Here is a 17,274-nt window from a genome sequence, read left to right on the forward strand (position 1 = left end):
GGGCGGGCATGCTGGTCGCCAGTGGCCGGATTGACATGTTTCGGGGATTTTTCGCCAGGATGATCATCGAGCTGATCGCCCTCGACGGCATGATGGCTTCGGGGCTCGCCATCACCGCCGATCTGGTCGAAACCGCCAACCGGCTGCGCGGGCAGGCGGGGCGGACGCGGCTTTTCAGCCTGCGCCTGTCCGGTGCCGGCGCCGGGGTGGCCGGTGCCTTTCTGAACCTGACGGTCGCCGAGGCAGATGCGCCGCCGGCCGATCTGCTGGTGGTGCCGGGGCTGGGCTTCGCGACGCCGGACGCGCTGGCGGCGGGGCTGGCCCGTCCCGATGTGCAGGCGGCGGGGGTGCGGCTGGCGGCGGCGGTGGCCGGCGGGGCCGAGGTGGCGGCGGCCTGTTCCTCGGTCTTTCTGCTGGCGGCGGCGGGGCTGCTCGACGGGCGGCGGGCGACGACCAGCTGGTGGCTGGCCCCGGTTTTCGCCCGGATGCATCCGCAGGTCCGGCTCGATCCGGATGCGCTGGTGGTGCGCGACGGGCCGGTCACAACCGCCGGTGCCGCGATGGCGCAGATGGATCTGATGCTGCAGGTGGTGGCGCGCCATGGCGGGCCGGGCCTGGCGCAGGATTGCGCGCGGCTGCTGCTGCTGGACCAGCGGTCATCCCAGGCACGCTATATGGCGCCGGGTTTCATGGCCGCGGCCGATGACCGCATCGCCCGCGCCGAGGCCTGGGCGCGGGCACGGCTGGGCCAGCCCTTCACGGCCGCGGAGATGGCGGCGGCGGCGGGGCTCGCGCCCCGAACCTTCGCCCGCCGGATGGCCCGCGCCACCGGCCTGTCGCCGGTGGGCTTCATCCAGCGCCTCAGGCTGGAGCGGGCGACGGAGCTGCGCGAGACGACCAGGCTGTCGATGGAAGAGATCGCAGCCCGGGTCGGCTATGCCGATGCCTCGACGCTCCGCCGGCTGATGCGGCGGGTGGGCGCTGTCGGCCGGCGGGTGTGACCACGCCGGATCAGCCCGGCTTCTGCCATGCCATGACCACGAAATAGGGCACGCGGGCATATCGCGCCGCCTGATCCGCGGGCCCGCCGGTGGGGGCCGGTTCGTCGAACCAGGTAAGGCGGAGGCCGGCCTTCAGGAACAGCTGCATATAGGTCGACAGCGGCCGGTGCCAGTTCACGATCCGGATGCCGCGCCAGCCGACCTGCATCGGCCGGCTTTCCAGATAGCGGTCGAGGGCGAAGTGATCGGGCCGGCCATCGGCATCATACTGCCAGCCACGATCTGCCGAGGCGCTGGTGAACCCGGTCAGGTTGGCGACCAGCAGGCTGCCGCCCGGCTTCAGCACCCGCGCCATTTCGGGGATCGCGGCCTCGATGTCGGGGATGTCGATCAGGGTCAGACAGCTGACCACCAGATCGAAGCTGGCCTCGGGGAAGTCGAGCGCTTCGGCGCGGCCCGGGCGGTAATCGCCGTCGGGATCGCGCGCGCGGGCGACGGCGAGCAGTTCCGGGGTGGGGTCGATGCCGGTCGCCCGGATGCCTTCCCGGGCGAGGATCCGGCAGAAGCGGCCCTCGCCGCAGCCGACATCGAGGGCCGAGCGGAAACCCCGGCCGCGAAGCCAGGGGATCAGGACCGGATCGAGCACATGGGCGCGGCCGTAATCGCCGTGCTCACCCTGCTCGCGCACCCAGGCGTCGGCGGAAGCCCGCCAGCCGTCGTCGTCCTTGCCGGTCATGATCCCGTCTCCCGCAGGCGGTCAGCGTCCGCCGGCCACCCTGACGATGGTGCCCGACACGTAAGAGGAGGCGTCGGATAGCAGGAACAGGATCGTCTCGGCAACCTCTTCCGGGCTGCCGGCGCGGGCGAGGGGGATGTTGGGCGCCATGCGTTCCACCCGGTCGGGCATGCCGGCATCGGCATGAATGCCGGTCTCGATCAGCCCCGGCGCCACCGCATTCACCCGGATGCCGTCGGCGGCGAGTTCGCGCGACAGGCCGATGGTCAGGCTGTCGATCGCGCCCTTGGAGGCGGCATACCAGACGAATTCCCCCGGGCTGCCGAGCGTGGCGGCTGCGGAAGAGACATTGACCATCACGCCGCCCCGGCCGCCGCGGCTGGTCGCCATGGCCTGCGCCGCCGCCCGGGCGACCATGATCGCGCCGGTGACGTTCAGATCGATCACCCGGGTGATCACGGCCGGATCGGCATCGGCAAGCCGCGCACCGGTGCCGGTGATGCCGGCATTGTTGACCAGATGGGTCAGGCCGCCGAAGCGTTCGACCACCGCCGCCACCAGCGCATCGGCGGCACCCGGCTCTCCCATGTCGCCGCGGAAGGCCGCTGCCCGGGCACCCGTGGCTTCCAGTTCGGCCACCAGCGCGGTTGCCGCGGCCTCGTCGCGGGCATAGTTGACCGCCACGCAATAGCCGGCGGCCGCCGCCAGCCGGCAGGTCGCGGCGCCGATGCCGCGCCCGCCGCCGGTCACCAGCAGGATCTTCTCCGCATCCCGGGTCATCCCGTCTCTCCCTTGCCCATGGATATCGCCTCACGACCGCACATCCGCGCATTGACCGCAAGGCCCGGAGGCGAGGATACTTGATGATCTTTGATCAAACAATGCGGGCCGAGCGAGCGATGTCCACCGAGAGCATTCCTGCCACCGATCCTGCTCCCGTGACCGACCCCTGGCCGGTGGACGAGCCGCGCTCGCTCACCCTCGCCAACCGGACGATGGTCGAGGCGCTGGGGGCGACCGCGGCGCGCCTGCCCGACCGGACGGCGTTGTTCTATTACGGCGCGACGCTCGACTATGCCGGGCTCGCGGCGGCGGTGGAGCGGCTGGCGGCGGTGCTGGTCGGCCGTTTCGGGGTGCGGCGGGGCGACCGGGTGCTGATCGCGCTGCAGAACTCGCCGCAGTATGTGATCGCCTATCATGCCGTGCTCAGGGCCGATGCGGTCGGCGTGCCGGTGAACCCGATGTATCGAAGTGCGGAACTCTCTCACATCCTCGCCGACAGCGGCGCCCGGGTCGCGATCCTGGGCGACGAGCTGGTGGAGAGTTTTGCGCCGCTATCGGGTGCGGATGGCCCGCTGGAGACGGTGATCGCCGCGCATTACGACGACATGGCGGGCTGGGATCCGCGCTTTCCGAAACCGGCGGTCATGACCGCCGGCCGGGCGGCGCTGCCCGATGGCTGGTACGACTGGCGGCAGGTGATGGCGCAGGAGACGACGCCGCTGCCGCCGGCCGCGGGCGGGCCGGACGATCTCTGCCTGATGCCCTATACCTCGGGCTCGACCGGGCGGCCCAAGGCCTGCATGCACACCCATTTGTCGGTGCTGTTCACGGCGGAGGCGCAGCAGCGGCTTTATCGGATGACTGCCGAAGACGTCGTCACCGCCTTCCTGACCCTGTTCCATGTCGCGGGCATGCAGGCCTCGATGAACGCGGCCCTGGTTGCGGGCTGCGAAATCGTGCTGATGACCCGCTGGGACCGCGATCTGGTGCCGGTGCTGCTGGCCGGGCGGCGGGTGAGCTTCTGGAACGCGGCGCCTGCGATGGTGGTCGACGTGCTGGGATCGGACAATTTCGACCCGGCCTGTCTGGATCGGGTGCGGGTGCTGACCGGCGGCGGCGCCGCCATGCCCGAGGCGGTGGCGGCGGAGCTGAAACAGCGCTACGGCCTGACCTTCATCGAAGGCTATGGCATGACCGAGACCATGTCGCCCACCCATATGAACCCGATGCACGCGCCCCGGCCGCAATGCCTGGGCATCCCGATCCACGACACCGATGCCCGCATCGTCGACCCCGACACCCTGGCCGAGCTGCCGGTGGGGGAGACGGGCGAAATCGTGGTGGCCGGGCCGCAGATCCTGAAAGGCTACTGGCGACGCCCCGAGGCCGATGCCGAGGCCTTTTTCGAGCGAGACGGCAAGCGTTTCCTGCGCACCGGCGATCTGGGCCGGCGCGATGCGGCTGGCTATTTCTACGCCGTCGACCGGCTGAAGCGGATGATCAATGTCGGCGGCTTCAAGGCCTGGCCGGCGGAGATCGAGACCACATTGTTCCGCCATCCCGCCATCCGCGACGCCTGCATCATCTCGGTGCCCGACGACCGCCGGGGCGAGGCGGTGAAGGCAGTGATCGTGCTGAAACCCGAGGCGAAGGGCCGGGTGACGGCAGAGGACATCATCACCTGGGCCCGCGGCGAGCTTGCCGCCTACAAGGTGCCCCGCTTCATCAGCTTCGCCGACGACCTGCCGCGCACCGCCACCAACAAGGTCGACTGGCGCAGCCTGCAGGAGGCGGAGCGGGGGCGGCTCAGGCAGACCGGGCCATGACCTGCCGCATCTCGTGCATCACCCGGTCGGTTTCCTCTGAGGCGGTCAGGGATTCGCCGCAGGCCGGGCAGTAATCTGCACGTACCTGCCGTATGACCGTCGTGGTGCCGTTGCAGGTGAACGTCTGATCGCGCGTGTCGGGTACAAGCTCCGCTGCACCACAAACCGGGCATTTCATCCGGGGACCTCCTTGAACCAGGGGTGGGGGCAAGAGCGGCAATTCTTCACCCCCGCCGCCCGCCCATCAACCGCACTCCGATCACGGCGGCGGCGGCGCCGAAGCAGAGATACCAGGCCGGGGCATGCGGGTCGCCGGTGACGCCGATCGCCCAGGTGGCGATGAAGGGGGCGAAGCCGCCGAACAGGGTGACGGCGAAATTATAGGCGATGGACATGCCGGTGGCGCGGGTCTCAGGGGGGAACAGGCCGGCCATGGCGCCGCCGGCCGGGCCGGTGAACGCCGCGATCGGGATGGCCAGCGCCGCCTGGACCAGGATCAGCGTCGGCAGATGGGGGAAGCTGGTGAGGGTGGCGAGCGCGGGCCAGCTGGCGGCGAGCAGCACCAGCGCCGCCGCGGTCATCACCGGCTTCGGGCCCCGGCGGTCGGCCAGGATGGCGAAGCCCGGCACGAAGAGGACGGCAACCGCCAGCGCCACGGCATTGGAGATCAGCGCCCCGTCGGCGGCGATGCCCAGTTCGCGGATGGCATAGGTCGGCATGTAGACCAGAAAGAAATAGGTGCAGATCGTCCAGAGGATGGTGATGCAGAACCCGGCGAGCGCCGCGCGTGGATGGGCGCGGATGACATGGCCCGGAGATATCCGGGGGGCCTGAGGATGGCGCGCCGCCTGGCGGGCGGCGAATTCCGGCGGCTCTTCGGTGTGGCGGCGGATGTACCAGCCGATCGGCCCGATGACCAGGCCGACCATGAACGGCACCCGCCAGCCCCAGGCCTCGACCTCGGCGGGGGAGAGCAGGCCGGTGACCAGCGCGCCGGTCAGCGAGCCGGCGAGCAGCGCCGTCAGCTGGGTCATCTGCTGGAAACTGGCCTGGACCATGCGGCGGCCGGGCCCGGCATATTCCACCAGCCAGGCGGTGGCGACCCCCATTTCACCCCCCGCCGAGAAGCCCTGGATCAGGCGGCCGATCACGATCAGCACCGGCGCCCAGAGGCCGATCTGGGCATGGGTGGGGGCGAAGGCGATGAGGGCGGTGCCGAAGACCATGGTGGTGATCGTCAGGCTGAGCGCCGCCTTGCGGCCGCGCCGGTCGGCCAGCGTGCCCAGCACCAGCGCACCCACCGGCCGCATGGCGAAGCCCACCCCGAAGGTCGCGACCGCCAGCAGCAGCGAGGTCCAGTCCGAGCCGGTCGGGAAGAACAGTTTCGCGATCACCACGGCGAAATAGCCGTAGACCGCGAAATCATACCATTCCAGCAGGCAGCCCACCGTCGCCGCGATGATCGGCCTGAGGCGCCGCCGCCGCGTGGCGGCGACCGGTAGTGGTATCGTGGACATGGGCGCGCCCTCTCCGCTGGTGCCCGTTATCAACCTATGATTATATGTCGGGCGAAAGGGCGCAAGCCCGTTGACCTGAGGCCTGGCAGTGCATGTTGGTCAGGCGGAAGGCCGGCAAAAGAGGTCGGTGCGGGCCGGATGTATGCCGGGTTTGCAGATCGTGATCGGCTGCCCGCTTCTGGTGAGGAACTGTTTCGTCAGCTTGAGCAGACCGTTATCGAAGGTATGGAGTTCGGTGATGTTCCAGTCGACGGCCGTTGCCACGTAGACGGCATCTTTCGGGCGGCAGTAGGGCTTCCCCTTTGCGGGTCGCTTTTGGATAATGGCACGGGCCTGGTGCGCCAGAACCGTGTCCAGAGCTGCCACTTGTATGTAATCGTGGTCAAAATAGGCGCCGATTGTGTCCGACGTTACTTTGTCCGCACATCAGAGCGACCGCAAACCTCGACCAGGGCCAGAGCGGGGGTGACGATTTCAACCACACCACGCATGGCGGCCTTTTGCACATCACCGGCCATGGTTCCCCGATCTTCGATAACGTTTCCTGCCGTATCCCGGATTTTTTCATCGCTGATCAGTGCGATCCATGACGCAGCATCCCATACGACCTGCCTAGCGGAGACGGCCATTCCGTAGCGCCCTCAGATAGTCCTCGGTGCCGAGCCCGCCGGTGAAGTCGGGGTCGATGATCTGCTTAAGATCCGGCAGGTCCTGCCTGTCCGGCATGATACGAACATGTTCCGCCTGGATATGGTCGAGGTCATGAGGGCGCCTGTAATGCAGGGTCCCACGCACCTGCAGGCGCCGTCCGGAGAAGACCTCCGCGATTTCACGCCGGGCAATGTCCCGGGCAGCCTCTGCCGTCAGGATGCATTTGATGCGCTGGCCGGTCCGGCGGCTGCGGATGAAGAGTTCATGCCGGCCTCGCGTGTGCGGATGAAGCCCGTCATGGTAACCCTCTACCGTCCCGCGCTCGGTATATGCTTCAACGCGTGGCCGGAGCAGCGTTGCCACGTGATCCGCCAGCTGCCCCGCCCCCTCGGCGGTGAGCTTGAACTCTCCGGCTTCATCTCCCCAGTCGATCACGGTCTCGGCCAGTCCACCGGACACCCGGTCAGCCAGGCGCCTGGCACAGGCAAGAACATCCTGATCGAAACAGACGGGTCGTTCAGCGCCGGTTTGAAGAGAGGCAAGGCCGGCTGCAGCCATCGCCTTCACGTTCAGGGCCCGCGCCTCGATATTGACGCCTGCCTTTCGGGGGAAGGGAGTTGCTTCAATAGCGATGGGACTGTTGGTTGTCGCCCGGGTCACCCGCCATTCAATGATGTTCTCCCCATCACCCGACGCGCGTTCTACGCCTTTGATGATGCCGATCAGATCGCGAAGTTGGCCCGCAAAGTCATCGACCGCGGGCGCCTCACCATCTTTGCTTCCTCTGATCCTGAACCTGACTGGCTGCACCATGGCGGCTTTTCCAACGGCGGGATGACATCTGGCCAGGTCGTGGTACTTCACACCATGACGGGGTTATTTCGGAAGATCTTTCCGCAGCACTACCGCAAGGAGCAGGTTTTTCAAAACCTATGGTCGAATACGATAGATTTATAAAATACGTCTTTATCGTGCCGACGTCAATTTCATCACTCGGCAGGCAATATCCCCCCATCAGGCCGTGGCCTTAGGCGAAGGGTCGCATCCGCGGGAGACGGGAGGGGAGGAGATGCTGTCTCCCGCGGATGCAGGGGCGGTGGAGATCGGATCGGGAGCTACCGGGGAGGAGCCGTCCTCATTCCGCCGCCGCAATCCCGGCGGCGGTGCCATAGCCGCCACCGCCGGGGGTTTCGAAGATGACCTTGTCGCCGCGCTTCAGCGCGATATTGGCCTTGCCGGGCAGGTCGGTCCGGCTGCCGTCGGGGCGCAGCAGGGTGGCACGGGCCGGGGCGCCGGGCTGGCCGCCTTTCAGGCCATAGGGCGGCACGATCCGGCGTTCGAACATGGTGGTCAGCGACATGCCGTCGGTCAGCACCTCGTAGATCCGGATCTGGCCTTCGCCACCCTTGTGCGCGCCGCCGCCGCCCGAGCCGCGGCGGAGGGTCTGGCGTTCCAGGCGGAGCAGGTATTCCGCCTCGATCACCTCGACGGGCGTGTTCATGACATTGGTCAGGTGGACGCGGACCACGCTCATGCCGTCGCGGTCGATGCGCGCACCCTCGCCGCCGCCATGGGGTTCGTAAAAGGTCGCCCAGCGGCCATGGGGGCCGGGGCCGCTGAAGATCAGCAGCCCGGCCGAGGTGTTGCCGCCGGCGGTCATCCGATCGCCCAGCACCGGTTCGAAGGCCATGAACAGGGCGTCGACGGCACGCTGCGAGGTTTCGTGATTGCCGCCGACCACCGGCTTGTCGGGGCCGGGGTCGAGCACCGAGCCCGGGCGGGTGACGATTTCAAGCGGCCGGTAGCAGCCGCCATTGGGCTGGATGGCCGCACCCGCCAGCGATTTCACCACATAGAAGACCGCGGCGCCCGCGATCGAGGGCGTGGTGTTGAGCGGGCCTGCGATCGCATCATCGGTGCCCGACCAGTCGAAGCGGGCCCGATCGCCCGAAATCTCGACCCGCACCCGGATCGCCACCGGCCGGTCGCCCGGCCCGCCATCGTCCAGATAGTCGACGCCTTCATAGACCCCGTCGGGCAGGGCCCGGATCGCGGCGCGCATCTGGGCTTCCGAGATGTCCTGAAGGGCGGCCATGGCGGCGGCGACCGTGTCGGCGCCGTGGCGTTCGACGATTTCCAGGATCCGGCGCTCGGCGACCCGGGTTGCCGCCACCTGGGCCAGCAGGTCGCCCTCGCGTTCGGCGGCGCCGCGGACATTGGCCAGGATCAGGCCGATCTTCTCGTGGTCGGGCTGGTCGCCGGCGAAGATCCGGGTCGGCGGGATCCGCATGCCTTCCATCCAGGCATCGGTGGCGGCGGCGTAATAGCTGCCGGGCGCCGCCCCGCCGATATCGGCCCAATGGGCAAGCTGAACCGAGAAGGCGAGCAGACGATCGCCGGCGAAGACCGGGCGGATCACCTTGACGTCGGGCAGATGGTTGCCGCCGACATCGGGCAGGTTGAGGATCCAGACATCGCCGGGCGCCAGACGTTCGGCCGGCACCCTGTCCAGGAAGGCGCGGATGGTGAAGGCCATCACGCCCAGATGCACCGGCACGTCATGGCCCTGGGCGATCAGCCCGCCTTCGTGGTCGGTCAGGGCCGAGGACAGGTCCCCCGCCTCGCGCAGCAGCGGCGACCGGGCCGAGCGCATCACCACCAGCGACATCTCCTCGGCGGCCGAGGTGAGGGCGTTGCGGATGATCTCGACGACGAAGGGATCGACGGTGGTGGGGAGATCGGTGCTCATGGGCTCAGCTCCCGGTCGCAAGGCGGATGTGCAGATGGCCGAACCGGTCGGTCCAGGCGGTGGCGCCGGGTTCGACCACCACGGTCGAGACCGCATCCTCGATGATCGCCGGGCCTTGGACCTTCAGATCGACGGGCAGGCGGTCGCGGTCGATGCGCGGCGTGTCGACCGGGCCGGTGCCGTCGAACCAGCAGGTGTTGCGGGAATTGACCGGCAGGTCTGCCCCGGACCCGGCGGCGGTCACCGGGGCGGCGGCGATCCGGGTCGCCGGCACCGAGGCGCGCACGCGGATGGATTCCACCTCCCAGGGCTCGTCGGTGGCATAGCCGTAGAGCCGGAGATGGGCCTGATGGAAGGCGCGGGTGATGTCGTCCGCCGCCCGCATGCCGGCGACCGGCACCTCGACCGCGTCGGACTGGCCGACATAGCGCAGCAGGGCGGTTTCGGCGGCGGTGATCAGCCCGGCGTCGATCCCGGCCTCGACCAGCGGCTCGGCCGCCTGGGCGCGGAGTTCGGCGAGCGCCGCATCGAAACGGTCTTCCGACCAGTCGCTGCGTTTCAGGCGCACGGTGCGCTGAAGCGTGAAGGAGGGCTCGGCCGAAATGCAGCCATAGGCCGAGAAGCCGCCCGAGACGCCCGGCACCAGGATGCTGTCGATGCCGACCTCGCGGGCGAGGCCGCAGGCATGCATCGGGCCGGCGCCGCCGAAGGCGATCAGCGTGCAGCCGCGGATGTCGACACCGCGTTCCACCGTCACCCGGCGGAGCGCCCGGGCCATGACCGCATTGGCGACCTGGACCACGCCGAGGGCCGTGCCGTGGGTGTCGCGGCCCAGCGCCTCGCCGATCGGCGCCAGCACCTTCGCCGCCGCGTCGAGATCGAGCCGGATGGAGCCGCCCAGAACCCGGTCGGGATCCAGATAGCCCAGGATGGCATTGGCATCGGTGATGGTGGGCCGGGCACCGCCGCGGGCATAGACCGCGGGGCCCGGATCGGCACCGGCGCTGTCGGGGCCGATGGTCAGCCCGCCATGGGCGGCGCGCACGATCGAGCCGCCGCCGGCACCGATCGATTCGATCGCGACCATCGGCTGGCGCACCGGCCGGCCGGCGAGCCGGCGGTTGCTCGCGATCTCGACCACGCCGTCGACGATCAGCGAGACATCGGTGGTGGTGCCGCCCATGTCGAAGGCGAGGGCATGGGAGATGCCGGCTTCGGCCGCGGCCCCCGCGGCAGCGGCCGCCCCCGCTGCGGGACCCGACATCGCGAGCGAGAGCGGCCGTGCCCGCGCGGCGGCCAGAGAGGTCATGCCGCCCGCGGAGTGGAAGAGATGGACATGGGTGCCCGCCGGCACATGGCCGGCCAGCCGCTCGACATAGGTGGAGGCGAGCGGCATGACGCCCGCATTCAGCACCGTGGTCAGCGTGCGTTCATATTCGCGCGCCTCGGGGCTGACCTCGTGCGACAGCGAGACATGGGGCATGGCCTCGCGCAGCTTCGCGCCCAGCCTCGCCTCGTGGGCGGGTTCGGCATAGGCATGGAGCAGGGCGACCGCCACGGCGCCGGCGCCGCTGGCCCGGACTTTGGCGACCAGGCGCTCGATCTCGGCATCGGTGGGCTCGACCACCACCCGGCCCTGGGCATCGACGCGCTCGTCGAAGCCGAAACAGCAATCCTGGGGCACGTCGGGCGCCAGCCGTGGTGGGGTGGCCAGGTCGTAGAGGGTCTGGCGGCTCTGCCGGGCGATCGCCAGCACGTCCTCGAAGCCGCGGGTGGTGACGAGTGCCACGGGTGCGGTCTTGCCCTCGACCAGGGCGTTGGTGACCATGGTCGTGCCGTGGACGAGTTCCGACACGTCCGCCCAGCCGAGGCCCACGGCGTCCAGTGCCGCGACCAGGCCGCTCAACGGGGCGGAGGGGACGGTCGGGACCTTGGCCAGGCGGCGCTCGCCGCCGGCGGTGTCGATGGCGACGACATCGGTGAAGGTCCCGCCGATATCGATGCCGACCCGCCAGCGGCGCGGGTTCGCGGAGTTGGTCATGATCGTTCCCGAAGTCATGCGGCGCGGGCCTGGGCAAGGACGGTGTCGAGGGTGCGGGCGAGCTTGTCCACGATCTCGGCCAGTTCCTCGCGGCTGGCGGTGAAGGGCGGTGCCAGCAGCACGTGATCGCCACGGATGCCGTCGGCGGTGCCGGGCGAGGGGTAGCAGATCAGGCCGTTCTCGAAGGCCGTCTCGGCCACCCGGGCGGCGAGGCCCAGTTCGGGGGCGAAGGGGGTTTTGCTCTCGCGATCGGCGACCAGTTCGATGGCGCGGAAGAAGCCCCGGCCGCGGATGTCGCCGACGAAGGGGTTCTGGCCGAAGCTCGCCGTCAGCATGTCGTGCAGCGCCAGGCCGTCGATCCGGCATTTCTCGACCAGATCGTCGCGGCGGATCACGGTCTGCACGGCGAGCGAGGCGGCGCAGGCGAGCGTGTGGCCGGAATAGGTGTGGACGCTGGCGACACGGCCGTCAGCGGCGATGATGTCCTGATAGACCTGCTCGGAATAGATCGCGGCACCGATCGGCATGTAGCCGCCGCCCAGCCCCTTGGCGATGGTCATGATGTCGGGCTCGACCCCGTCCACCGCCAGCGCGCGCCAGGCCTCGCAGCGGCCGACGCCGCACATCACCTCGTCCGAGACCATCAGCACGCCATAGCGGTCGCAGATCTCGCGCATCCGCCGTGCATAGCCGGCAGGCGCGGGCACGGCGCCGCCGGCGGCCCCCACCACCGGCTCGAAGAAGAAGGCGGCGACGGTCTCGGGCCCCGCGGCGAGCAGCGCCTGTTCGAATTCGGCGGCCAGCGCCTCGGCCAGCGCTTCCGGGCCGCGCCCCGTGGTGGCGATCGGCCGGTAATCGTTGGCGGCCGAGACGTGGATCACGTCGAGCAGCGCCTTTTCGTAAGGCGCGCGGCGGGCGGGATGGCCCGACAGCGACAGCGTGCCGATGGTGTAGCCGTGCCAGGACTGGTTGCGGGCCACGAAACGGGTGCGGTCGGCGAAGCCGCGGGCGCGCTGAACCTGCAACGCCAGCTTCATCGCGGTCTCGTTGGCTTCCGACCCGCCCGAGACATAGGAGACGCGGGTCAGGTTGCCGCCCGCCTGTTCCACCAGCAGCTCCGACAGCGCGTCGATCGCATCGGTGGTGAAGGTGGTGGTGTAGCCGAATTCCAGCGCCTCCAGCTGGCCGCGCATCGCTGCCAGAACCTCGGGATGCGAATGGCCCAGGCAGAACAGCGCCGGCCCGCCCGAGCCGTCGATATACCGACGGCCGGCGGCATCGTAGAGATACACGCCCTCGCCTTTCAGCGCCTTGGGCAGGATCTGGGTCGGGGCATGCTGGTTGACCCAGCGATGGGGGCGTCCGGACATCAGGCCACCTCGTATCTTCGATCTTTGATCAAACTTTACGCGCATGCCGACGCCTGTCAAGCGGCGCCGGCCGGAGGGGGAGCCGGCACCCCGTCAGAGGCACCGGGGCCGGACGGCGCAGCAGCGCCCGCCCGGCGAGGGGCAGACGAACCGGCTATTCGTCGTCGACAGGATCAAGCGCCGGTTCAGGCTCGACATCGGTGAAGGCTGCGGGATTGACCTCCTGGATGACCTCGGCGGCCTCCATCAGGTCCATGCGGATGGCGTTGGCCGCCGCGACCGGATCGTGGGCGCGCAACGCCGCGATCGCCTCGCCATGATTGACCTCGGTCGCTTTCACGCCGCTCTGGTTGTAGCTCAGCCGGATGAACGGCCCCATCTTCAGCCACAGCATGCGGATGTGCTGCATCAGCACGTCCGAGTTCGAGGCCTTGTAGATGGTGAAGTGGAAATCCTGGTTGAGCGCGAAATAGGTCTCGGCGTCGTTCTCCGCCAGCGCCGCCGCCATGCCGTCGGACAGCTCCTGCAGGCGGTCGCACTGGGCATCGGTGAAATGAGGGGTGGCCAGTTCGGTCGCATGGCCTTCCAGCAGCAGGCGGATGCCCAGGATCTGCCGGAAGCGCTCGTGGGTCATGACCGGCACCTTGACCATGCGGTTGGGCAGCATTTCCAGCGCGCCTTCCGCGACCAGCTGGCGCAGCGCCTCGCGCACCGGCATGGCGCTGACATTCAGCGCCTCGGCCAGTGCGATGATGCCCAGATGCTGGCCCGGCAGAAACCGCCCGGCCATGATCGCCTCGCGCAGCCGCGTGTAGATCTGGTCGCGCAGGGTCGTCTTCATGGGCCGGTCGATGCCTGCCAGATCCAGCAGATTTTGCGTCACGTGCGTCTCCTTGGCCCCTGGTCCTCAAGTCTTCTGCCCGGCGGCCCGATCGTCGGGTGTTGCCGACATCAGGCCGCATCGGGTTCAAAATGCGGGATCGCCGCGATCAGCTCCGCCGTGTAGGGGTGGGCCGGGCGGTCGAAGACGGCGGCACTTTCCCCCGCTTCCACCACCTGGCCGCGCCGGAGCACCACCACCGTCTCGCACAACATCCGCACCACATTCAGATCGTGGCTGACGAAGAGATAGGTCAAGCCGGTTTCGCGTCGAAGGCGATCCAGCAAACCCAATACCACCGCCTGAACCGACACGTCGAGTGCGGCGGTCGGCTCGTCCAGGATCAGCAGCCGCGGCTCCACCGCGATCGCGCGGGCGATGCCGACCCGCGCCTTCTGGCCGCCCGACAGCTGATGGGGGAAGCGGTCGAGCAGCTCGCGCGGCAGGCCGACCCGATCGGCCAGATCCTCCGCCCGCGCTCTCAGGCTGCGGGCGCCCTGCGGGCCGCCCAGCCGGCGCAGCGGGTCGACGATGCTGTCGAAGGCGGTGAAGCGCGGGTTCAGGCTCTCGGTCGGGTCCTGAAACACGATCTGGATGTCGCGCCGCAGCCGGTGGCGGTGGAACACCGCGGCCGGCACCCGGGAGATGTCCTCGCCATCGAACAGGATCTCGCCCGCGGTGGCATCGACCAGCCGGCAGACCATGCGCGAGATGGTGGTCTTGCCCGATCCGCTCTCGCCCACCAGCCCCAGCGCCTGCCCGGCATTCAGGCGGAAGGCGACGTCGTCGACGGCGTTCACGTCGCCGAACCGCTTGATCAGGCCGCGCAGTTCCAGAAGCGGTGTCGCCGGGCTGGCGGTCGCCGGTGCCCGGTGTGCCGCTTCGGCCGGCCTGGTGGCGAGGGAAGCGGCTTCGGGGGCCGCCGCCACCAGATCGTCGAGTGTGGACTCACGCCGTGGCGTCGCGGCGACCAGACGGCGGGTATAGGGGTGCTGCGGCCGGGCGAACAGCTCGGCAGAGGGTGCCGCCTCGACCAGCAGGCCGCGTTCCATCACCGCAATCCGGTCGCAATAGGCGGCGGCCAGGCCCAGATCATGGGTGATCAGCATCATCGACATGCCCCGCTCGCGGGTCAGCGTCGCCACCAGATCCATCACGGTCTTCTGGGTGGTGACATCCAGCCCGGTGGTCGGTTCGTCGGCGATCAGCAGATCCGGGTGGCAGGCAAGGGCCAGCGCGATCATCACCCGCTGGCACATGCCGCCCGACAGCTCGTGCGGATAGGCCTCCAGCCGCTTCGCCGGATCGTTGATGCGGACCTGATCGAGCAGTTCCACCGCCTTGGCCCGCGCCCGCCGGCCGGTCAGCCCCTCATGGGCCATCAGCACATCGGCCAGCTGGTCGCCCACCTTGCGGATCGGGTTCAGCGCCGCGCGCGGGTTCTGGAAGATCATCGAGATCGCACCGCCGCGAAGCCGCTTCATGGTCGACCGCGAGGCGCCGACCAGATCCCGGCCGCGATAGAGGATGCGGCCGCCATCGATCCGGCCCGCCCGGTCGAGCAGGCCGGTGATCGCATAGGCGGTGACCGACTTGCCGGATCCGCTTTCCCCCACCACGCCCAGCGCCTGGCCGGGGGCGATGTCAAACGAGATGCCGCGGATCGCCTCCACCCGGCCGCGGCGGGTGGAAAAGCCGACCTTCAGATCCTGAACCGAGAGCAGGGGCTCTGCGGCATCGGCGCCGGTGTTGCGGGCAAGGGTCCGGGTCATCGTTGCGTGATCCACCATCATGTCCGCATCCTGGGGTCGAGCATGTCGCGCAGGCCATCGCCGAGCAGGTTGAAGCACAGCACGGTCGCGACCAGGGCGAGGCCGGGGAAGGCCACGGTCCACCAATAGCCGGTGGTGATGAAGCGGGCGCCTTCGGCGACCATGATCCCCCATTCGGGGGTCGGCGGCTGCACACCCAGGCCGATGAAGGAGAGGCCGGCGGCGTTCAGGATCGACCAGCCCAGATTGAGCGAGATCTGCACCATCATCGCCGGCATCACATTGGGCAGCAGGAAGCGGAACAGCACCGCCGCCTTGCCGTTGCCCGAGGCGCGTGCCGCCTCCACCCAGCCCAGATCGCGGCGGACATTCACCTCGGCGCGGGCGAAGCGGATGTAGAAGGGCAGGTTGATGATCGCGGTCGCATAGACCACGTTCTCGACCCGGTTGCCCAGGGCCGCGACCAGCGCCATGGCCAGCACGAAAAGCGGGAAGGCCATGACCACGTCGACCGCCCGGCCGGTGACCTTGTCGAAGCGGCCGCCCAGATAGCCGGCCGCCCCGCCGATGGCGGTGCCGATGGCGAAGGACAGGATCACCGCCGCGACCGCGATGCCGAGATCGAGCCGGGTCGCCACCAGCACGCGGCTGAAGATGTCGCGGCCGAGCCGGTCGGTGCCGAACCAGTGCTCCGCCGAAGGCGGCGTCAGGGCGTTGGCGACGTTGGAGGTGAGCGGATCATGCGGCGCGATCGCCGGGCCCAGGATCGCGATCACCACCAGCAGCAGGGTGACCAGGGCGGCGCCGGCGGTGACCGCATTGCCGCGCAGCACCCAGCCCACATGTTTCAGCGTTGCCGTGCTCATTCGATCACCACCCGCGGATCGGCGATCCCATAGGCGAGATCGACCATCAGATTGACCACCACGAAGATGCCGGCCATCAGCAGGACGAAGCCCTGCACCGGGGCATAATCCGAGGCGAGCAGCGCATCCAGCGTGTAGGAACCGACGCCCGGCCAGGAGAAGACCTTCTCCACCAGCACATTGGCGCCGAGCATGGTGGAGAACATGATGCCGGTGGTTGTCAGCACCGGCAGAATGGCGTTGCGGAGCGCATAGACATTGACCACCTTCCAGCCCGGCAGGCCGAGCGAGCGGGCGGTGCGGACGAAATCCCCGCCCAGCGCCGCCAGCATCGAGGCGCGGGTCATGCGGGCCAGGGGCGCCAGCACGAACAGGGCCATGGTGATCGCCGGCAGCATCAGCTGGCCGAGGGCGGCCTGGAAGACCTCCAGGTCGCCGGCGAGCAGCGCGTCGATCAGCAGGAAGCCGGTCACCGGCGGCGGCGCGATCAGGAAGACGTCGATCCGGCCGGTGGGGTCGGGCGCCCAGCCCAGCAGATAGTAGAAGACGAAGATCAGCAGCAGGCCCGAAACGAAGGTCGGCATCGCCACACCGGCGGTGCAGACCACGCGGACCACATGGTCGAGCACCGAGCCGGGCATCAGCGCCGCCAGGATGCCGAGCGGCAAAGCGGTCGCGAGCGCCAGCACAAGGGCGACCACGGTGAGTTCGAGCGAGGCGGGCAGGCGTTCGGCCAGATCGTCCAGCACCGGCCGGCCGGTGGTCATCGAGGTGCCGAGATCGCCGGTCGCGACATCGCCCAGATAGAGGATCAGCTGTTCGGGCAGCGAGCGGTCGAGGCCCAGCTTCTCGCGCATCGCCTGGATTTCGGCCTCGCCGGAATTCGGACCAGAGGCGAAGAAGACGGCCGGGTCGCCGGGCAGAAGCCGCATCAGCACGAAGGTGAAGACCAGCACGCCCAGCAGCACCGGCAGGGCGGCGGCCAACCGTCGGGCGGACCGGTATGCGATCGAGCGCATGGGGGGCGTCCTTTCCCTGAGGCGGGTGGCTGCCCCGTGGCCCGGGCGATGGCCCGGGCCACG

At 69.2% G+C, this 17,274-nt stretch carries 16 protein-coding genes; 3 read left to right on the forward strand and 13 right to left on the reverse strand.

Going from position 1 to position 17,274, the window contains the following annotated elements:
• Window positions 1-59 precede the first annotated feature (59 nt).
• The gene (locus WI697_RS10670; RefSeq protein ID WP_345958436.1) at window positions 60-1,001 is read left to right on the forward strand and encodes a GlxA family transcriptional regulator; all 942 of its coding nucleotides are present in this window, start codon (window positions 60-62) and stop codon (window positions 999-1,001) included.
• A 10-nt stretch (window positions 1,002-1,011) separates the two neighbouring features.
• On the opposite strand, the gene WI697_RS10675 is transcribed toward WI697_RS10670, so the two are convergent.
• Window positions 1,012-1,737 (reverse strand): class I SAM-dependent methyltransferase, encoded by a 726-nt coding sequence (locus WI697_RS10675; RefSeq protein WP_345958437.1) that lies wholly within the window; start codon window positions 1,735-1,737, stop codon window positions 1,012-1,014.
• A 21-nt stretch (window positions 1,738-1,758) separates the two neighbouring features.
• Window positions 1,759-2,517, reverse strand: a complete 759-nt coding sequence (locus tag WI697_RS10680; RefSeq protein ID WP_345958438.1) for an SDR family oxidoreductase — start codon at window positions 2,515-2,517, stop codon at window positions 1,759-1,761.
• A 119-nt stretch (window positions 2,518-2,636) separates the two neighbouring features.
• Between WI697_RS10680 and WI697_RS10685 the strand changes: the two genes are divergently transcribed.
• Window positions 2,637-4,346 carry a long-chain-fatty-acid--CoA ligase gene (locus WI697_RS10685; RefSeq protein WP_345958439.1) on the forward strand — a complete coding sequence of 570 codons (1,710 nt, stop codon included), beginning with the start codon at window positions 2,637-2,639 and terminating at the stop codon, window positions 4,344-4,346.
• Here WI697_RS10685 and WI697_RS10690 read toward each other — a convergent pair.
• From WI697_RS10690 to WI697_RS10705, 4 genes are all read right to left on the reverse strand, one after another.
• Window positions 4,327-4,524, reverse strand: coding sequence for a type II toxin-antitoxin system MqsA family antitoxin (locus WI697_RS10690; RefSeq protein ID WP_345958440.1), 198 nt, complete (start codon window positions 4,522-4,524; stop codon window positions 4,327-4,329). The genes WI697_RS10685 and WI697_RS10690 overlap by 20 nt on opposite strands.
• Window positions 4,525-4,570: 46 nt before the next feature.
• Window positions 4,571-5,863 carry an MFS transporter gene (locus WI697_RS10695; protein WP_345958441.1) on the reverse strand — a complete coding sequence of 431 codons (1,293 nt, stop codon included), beginning with the start codon at window positions 5,861-5,863 and terminating at the stop codon, window positions 4,571-4,573.
• Window positions 5,864-5,962: 99 nt separating this feature from the next.
• The gene (locus WI697_RS10700) at window positions 5,963-6,229 is read right to left on the reverse strand and encodes a hypothetical protein (protein WP_345958442.1); all 267 of its coding nucleotides are present in this window, start codon (window positions 6,227-6,229) and stop codon (window positions 5,963-5,965) included.
• 44 nt (window positions 6,230-6,273) lie between these two features.
• Window positions 6,274-6,492, reverse strand: a complete 219-nt coding sequence (locus tag WI697_RS10705; RefSeq protein WP_345958443.1) for a hypothetical protein — start codon at window positions 6,490-6,492, stop codon at window positions 6,274-6,276.
• A 106-nt stretch (window positions 6,493-6,598) separates the two neighbouring features.
• On the opposite strand from WI697_RS10705, the gene WI697_RS10710 reads away from it, so the two are divergent.
• Window positions 6,599-7,471 (forward strand): hypothetical protein, encoded by an 873-nt coding sequence (locus tag WI697_RS10710; protein ID WP_345958444.1) that lies wholly within the window; start codon window positions 6,599-6,601, stop codon window positions 7,469-7,471.
• 178 nt (window positions 7,472-7,649) lie between these two features.
• On the opposite strand, the gene WI697_RS10715 is transcribed toward WI697_RS10710, so the two are convergent.
• The 7 genes from WI697_RS10715 to WI697_RS10745 form a co-directional block, all read right to left on the reverse strand.
• Entirely contained in the window at window positions 7,650-9,263 is a 1,614-nt protein-coding gene (locus tag WI697_RS10715) for a hydantoinase B/oxoprolinase family protein (protein ID WP_062768037.1), read from the reverse strand.
• 4 nt (window positions 9,264-9,267) lie between these two features.
• On the reverse strand, window positions 9,268-11,304 hold the full coding sequence (locus tag WI697_RS10720) for a hydantoinase/oxoprolinase family protein (RefSeq protein ID WP_345958445.1): 2,037 nt from the start codon (window positions 11,302-11,304) through the stop codon (window positions 9,268-9,270).
• Between the two features lie 14 nt (window positions 11,305-11,318).
• Complete coding sequence (locus tag WI697_RS10725) at window positions 11,319-12,674, reverse strand: aspartate aminotransferase family protein (RefSeq protein ID WP_345958446.1); 1,356 nt, start codon at window positions 12,672-12,674, stop codon at window positions 11,319-11,321.
• A 154-nt stretch (window positions 12,675-12,828) separates the two neighbouring features.
• Complete coding sequence (locus WI697_RS10730; RefSeq protein ID WP_062768046.1) at window positions 12,829-13,557, reverse strand: GntR family transcriptional regulator; 729 nt, start codon at window positions 13,555-13,557, stop codon at window positions 12,829-12,831.
• Between the two features lie 68 nt (window positions 13,558-13,625).
• A complete protein-coding gene (locus WI697_RS10735) occupies window positions 13,626-15,326 on the reverse strand; it encodes an ABC transporter ATP-binding protein (RefSeq protein WP_345958447.1) in 1,701 nt (566 codons plus the stop codon).
• Between the two features lie 17 nt (window positions 15,327-15,343).
• The gene (locus WI697_RS10740; protein ID WP_062768049.1) at window positions 15,344-16,192 is read right to left on the reverse strand and encodes an ABC transporter permease; all 849 of its coding nucleotides are present in this window, start codon (window positions 16,190-16,192) and stop codon (window positions 15,344-15,346) included.
• Complete coding sequence (locus tag WI697_RS10745) at window positions 16,189-17,211, reverse strand: ABC transporter permease (RefSeq protein ID WP_062768052.1); 1,023 nt, start codon at window positions 17,209-17,211, stop codon at window positions 16,189-16,191. Before WI697_RS10745 ends, WI697_RS10740 begins: the two co-directional genes overlap by 4 nt.
• Window positions 17,212-17,274 lie beyond the last annotated feature (63 nt).

The sequence above is a fragment of the Tistrella mobilis genome (assembly GCF_039634785.1).
Classification (GTDB): domain Bacteria; phylum Pseudomonadota; class Alphaproteobacteria; order Tistrellales; family Tistrellaceae; genus Tistrella; species Tistrella mobilis.

Excerpts from the sequence above, each read along its gene's own strand:
- WI697_RS10680 (WP_345958438.1), bottom strand. The coding sequence starts at position 2,517 with ATGACCCGGGATGCGGAGAAGATCCTGCTGGTGACCGGCGGCGGGCGC.
- WI697_RS10710 (WP_345958444.1), top strand. The coding sequence starts at position 6,599 with ATGTTCCGCCTGGATATGGTCGAGGTCATGAGGGCGCCTGTAATGCAG.
- WI697_RS10740 (WP_062768049.1), bottom strand. The coding sequence starts at position 16,192 with ATGAGCACGGCAACGCTGAAACATGTGGGCTGGGTGCTGCGCGGCAAT.
- WI697_RS10720 (WP_345958445.1), bottom strand. The coding sequence starts at position 11,304 with ATGACCAACTCCGCGAACCCGCGCCGCTGGCGGGTCGGCATCGATATC.
- WI697_RS10695 (WP_345958441.1), bottom strand. The coding sequence starts at position 5,863 with ATGTCCACGATACCACTACCGGTCGCCGCCACGCGGCGGCGGCGCCTC.
- WI697_RS10670 (WP_345958436.1), top strand. The coding sequence starts at position 60 with ATGATCATCGAGCTGATCGCCCTCGACGGCATGATGGCTTCGGGGCTC.
- WI697_RS10745 (WP_062768052.1), bottom strand. The coding sequence starts at position 17,211 with ATGCGCTCGATCGCATACCGGTCCGCCCGACGGTTGGCCGCCGCCCTG.
- WI697_RS10735 (WP_345958447.1), bottom strand. The coding sequence starts at position 15,326 with ATGACCCGGACCCTTGCCCGCAACACCGGCGCCGATGCCGCAGAGCCC.
- WI697_RS10715 (WP_062768037.1), bottom strand. The coding sequence starts at position 9,263 with ATGAGCACCGATCTCCCCACCACCGTCGATCCCTTCGTCGTCGAGATC.
- WI697_RS10685 (WP_345958439.1), top strand. The coding sequence starts at position 2,637 with ATGTCCACCGAGAGCATTCCTGCCACCGATCCTGCTCCCGTGACCGAC.
- WI697_RS10690 (WP_345958440.1), bottom strand. The coding sequence starts at position 4,524 with ATGAAATGCCCGGTTTGTGGTGCAGCGGAGCTTGTACCCGACACGCGC.
- WI697_RS10675 (WP_345958437.1), bottom strand. The coding sequence starts at position 1,737 with ATGACCGGCAAGGACGACGACGGCTGGCGGGCTTCCGCCGACGCCTGG.
- WI697_RS10725 (WP_345958446.1), bottom strand. The coding sequence starts at position 12,674 with ATGTCCGGACGCCCCCATCGCTGGGTCAACCAGCATGCCCCGACCCAG.
- WI697_RS10705 (WP_345958443.1), bottom strand. The coding sequence starts at position 6,492 with ATGGCCGTCTCCGCTAGGCAGGTCGTATGGGATGCTGCGTCATGGATC.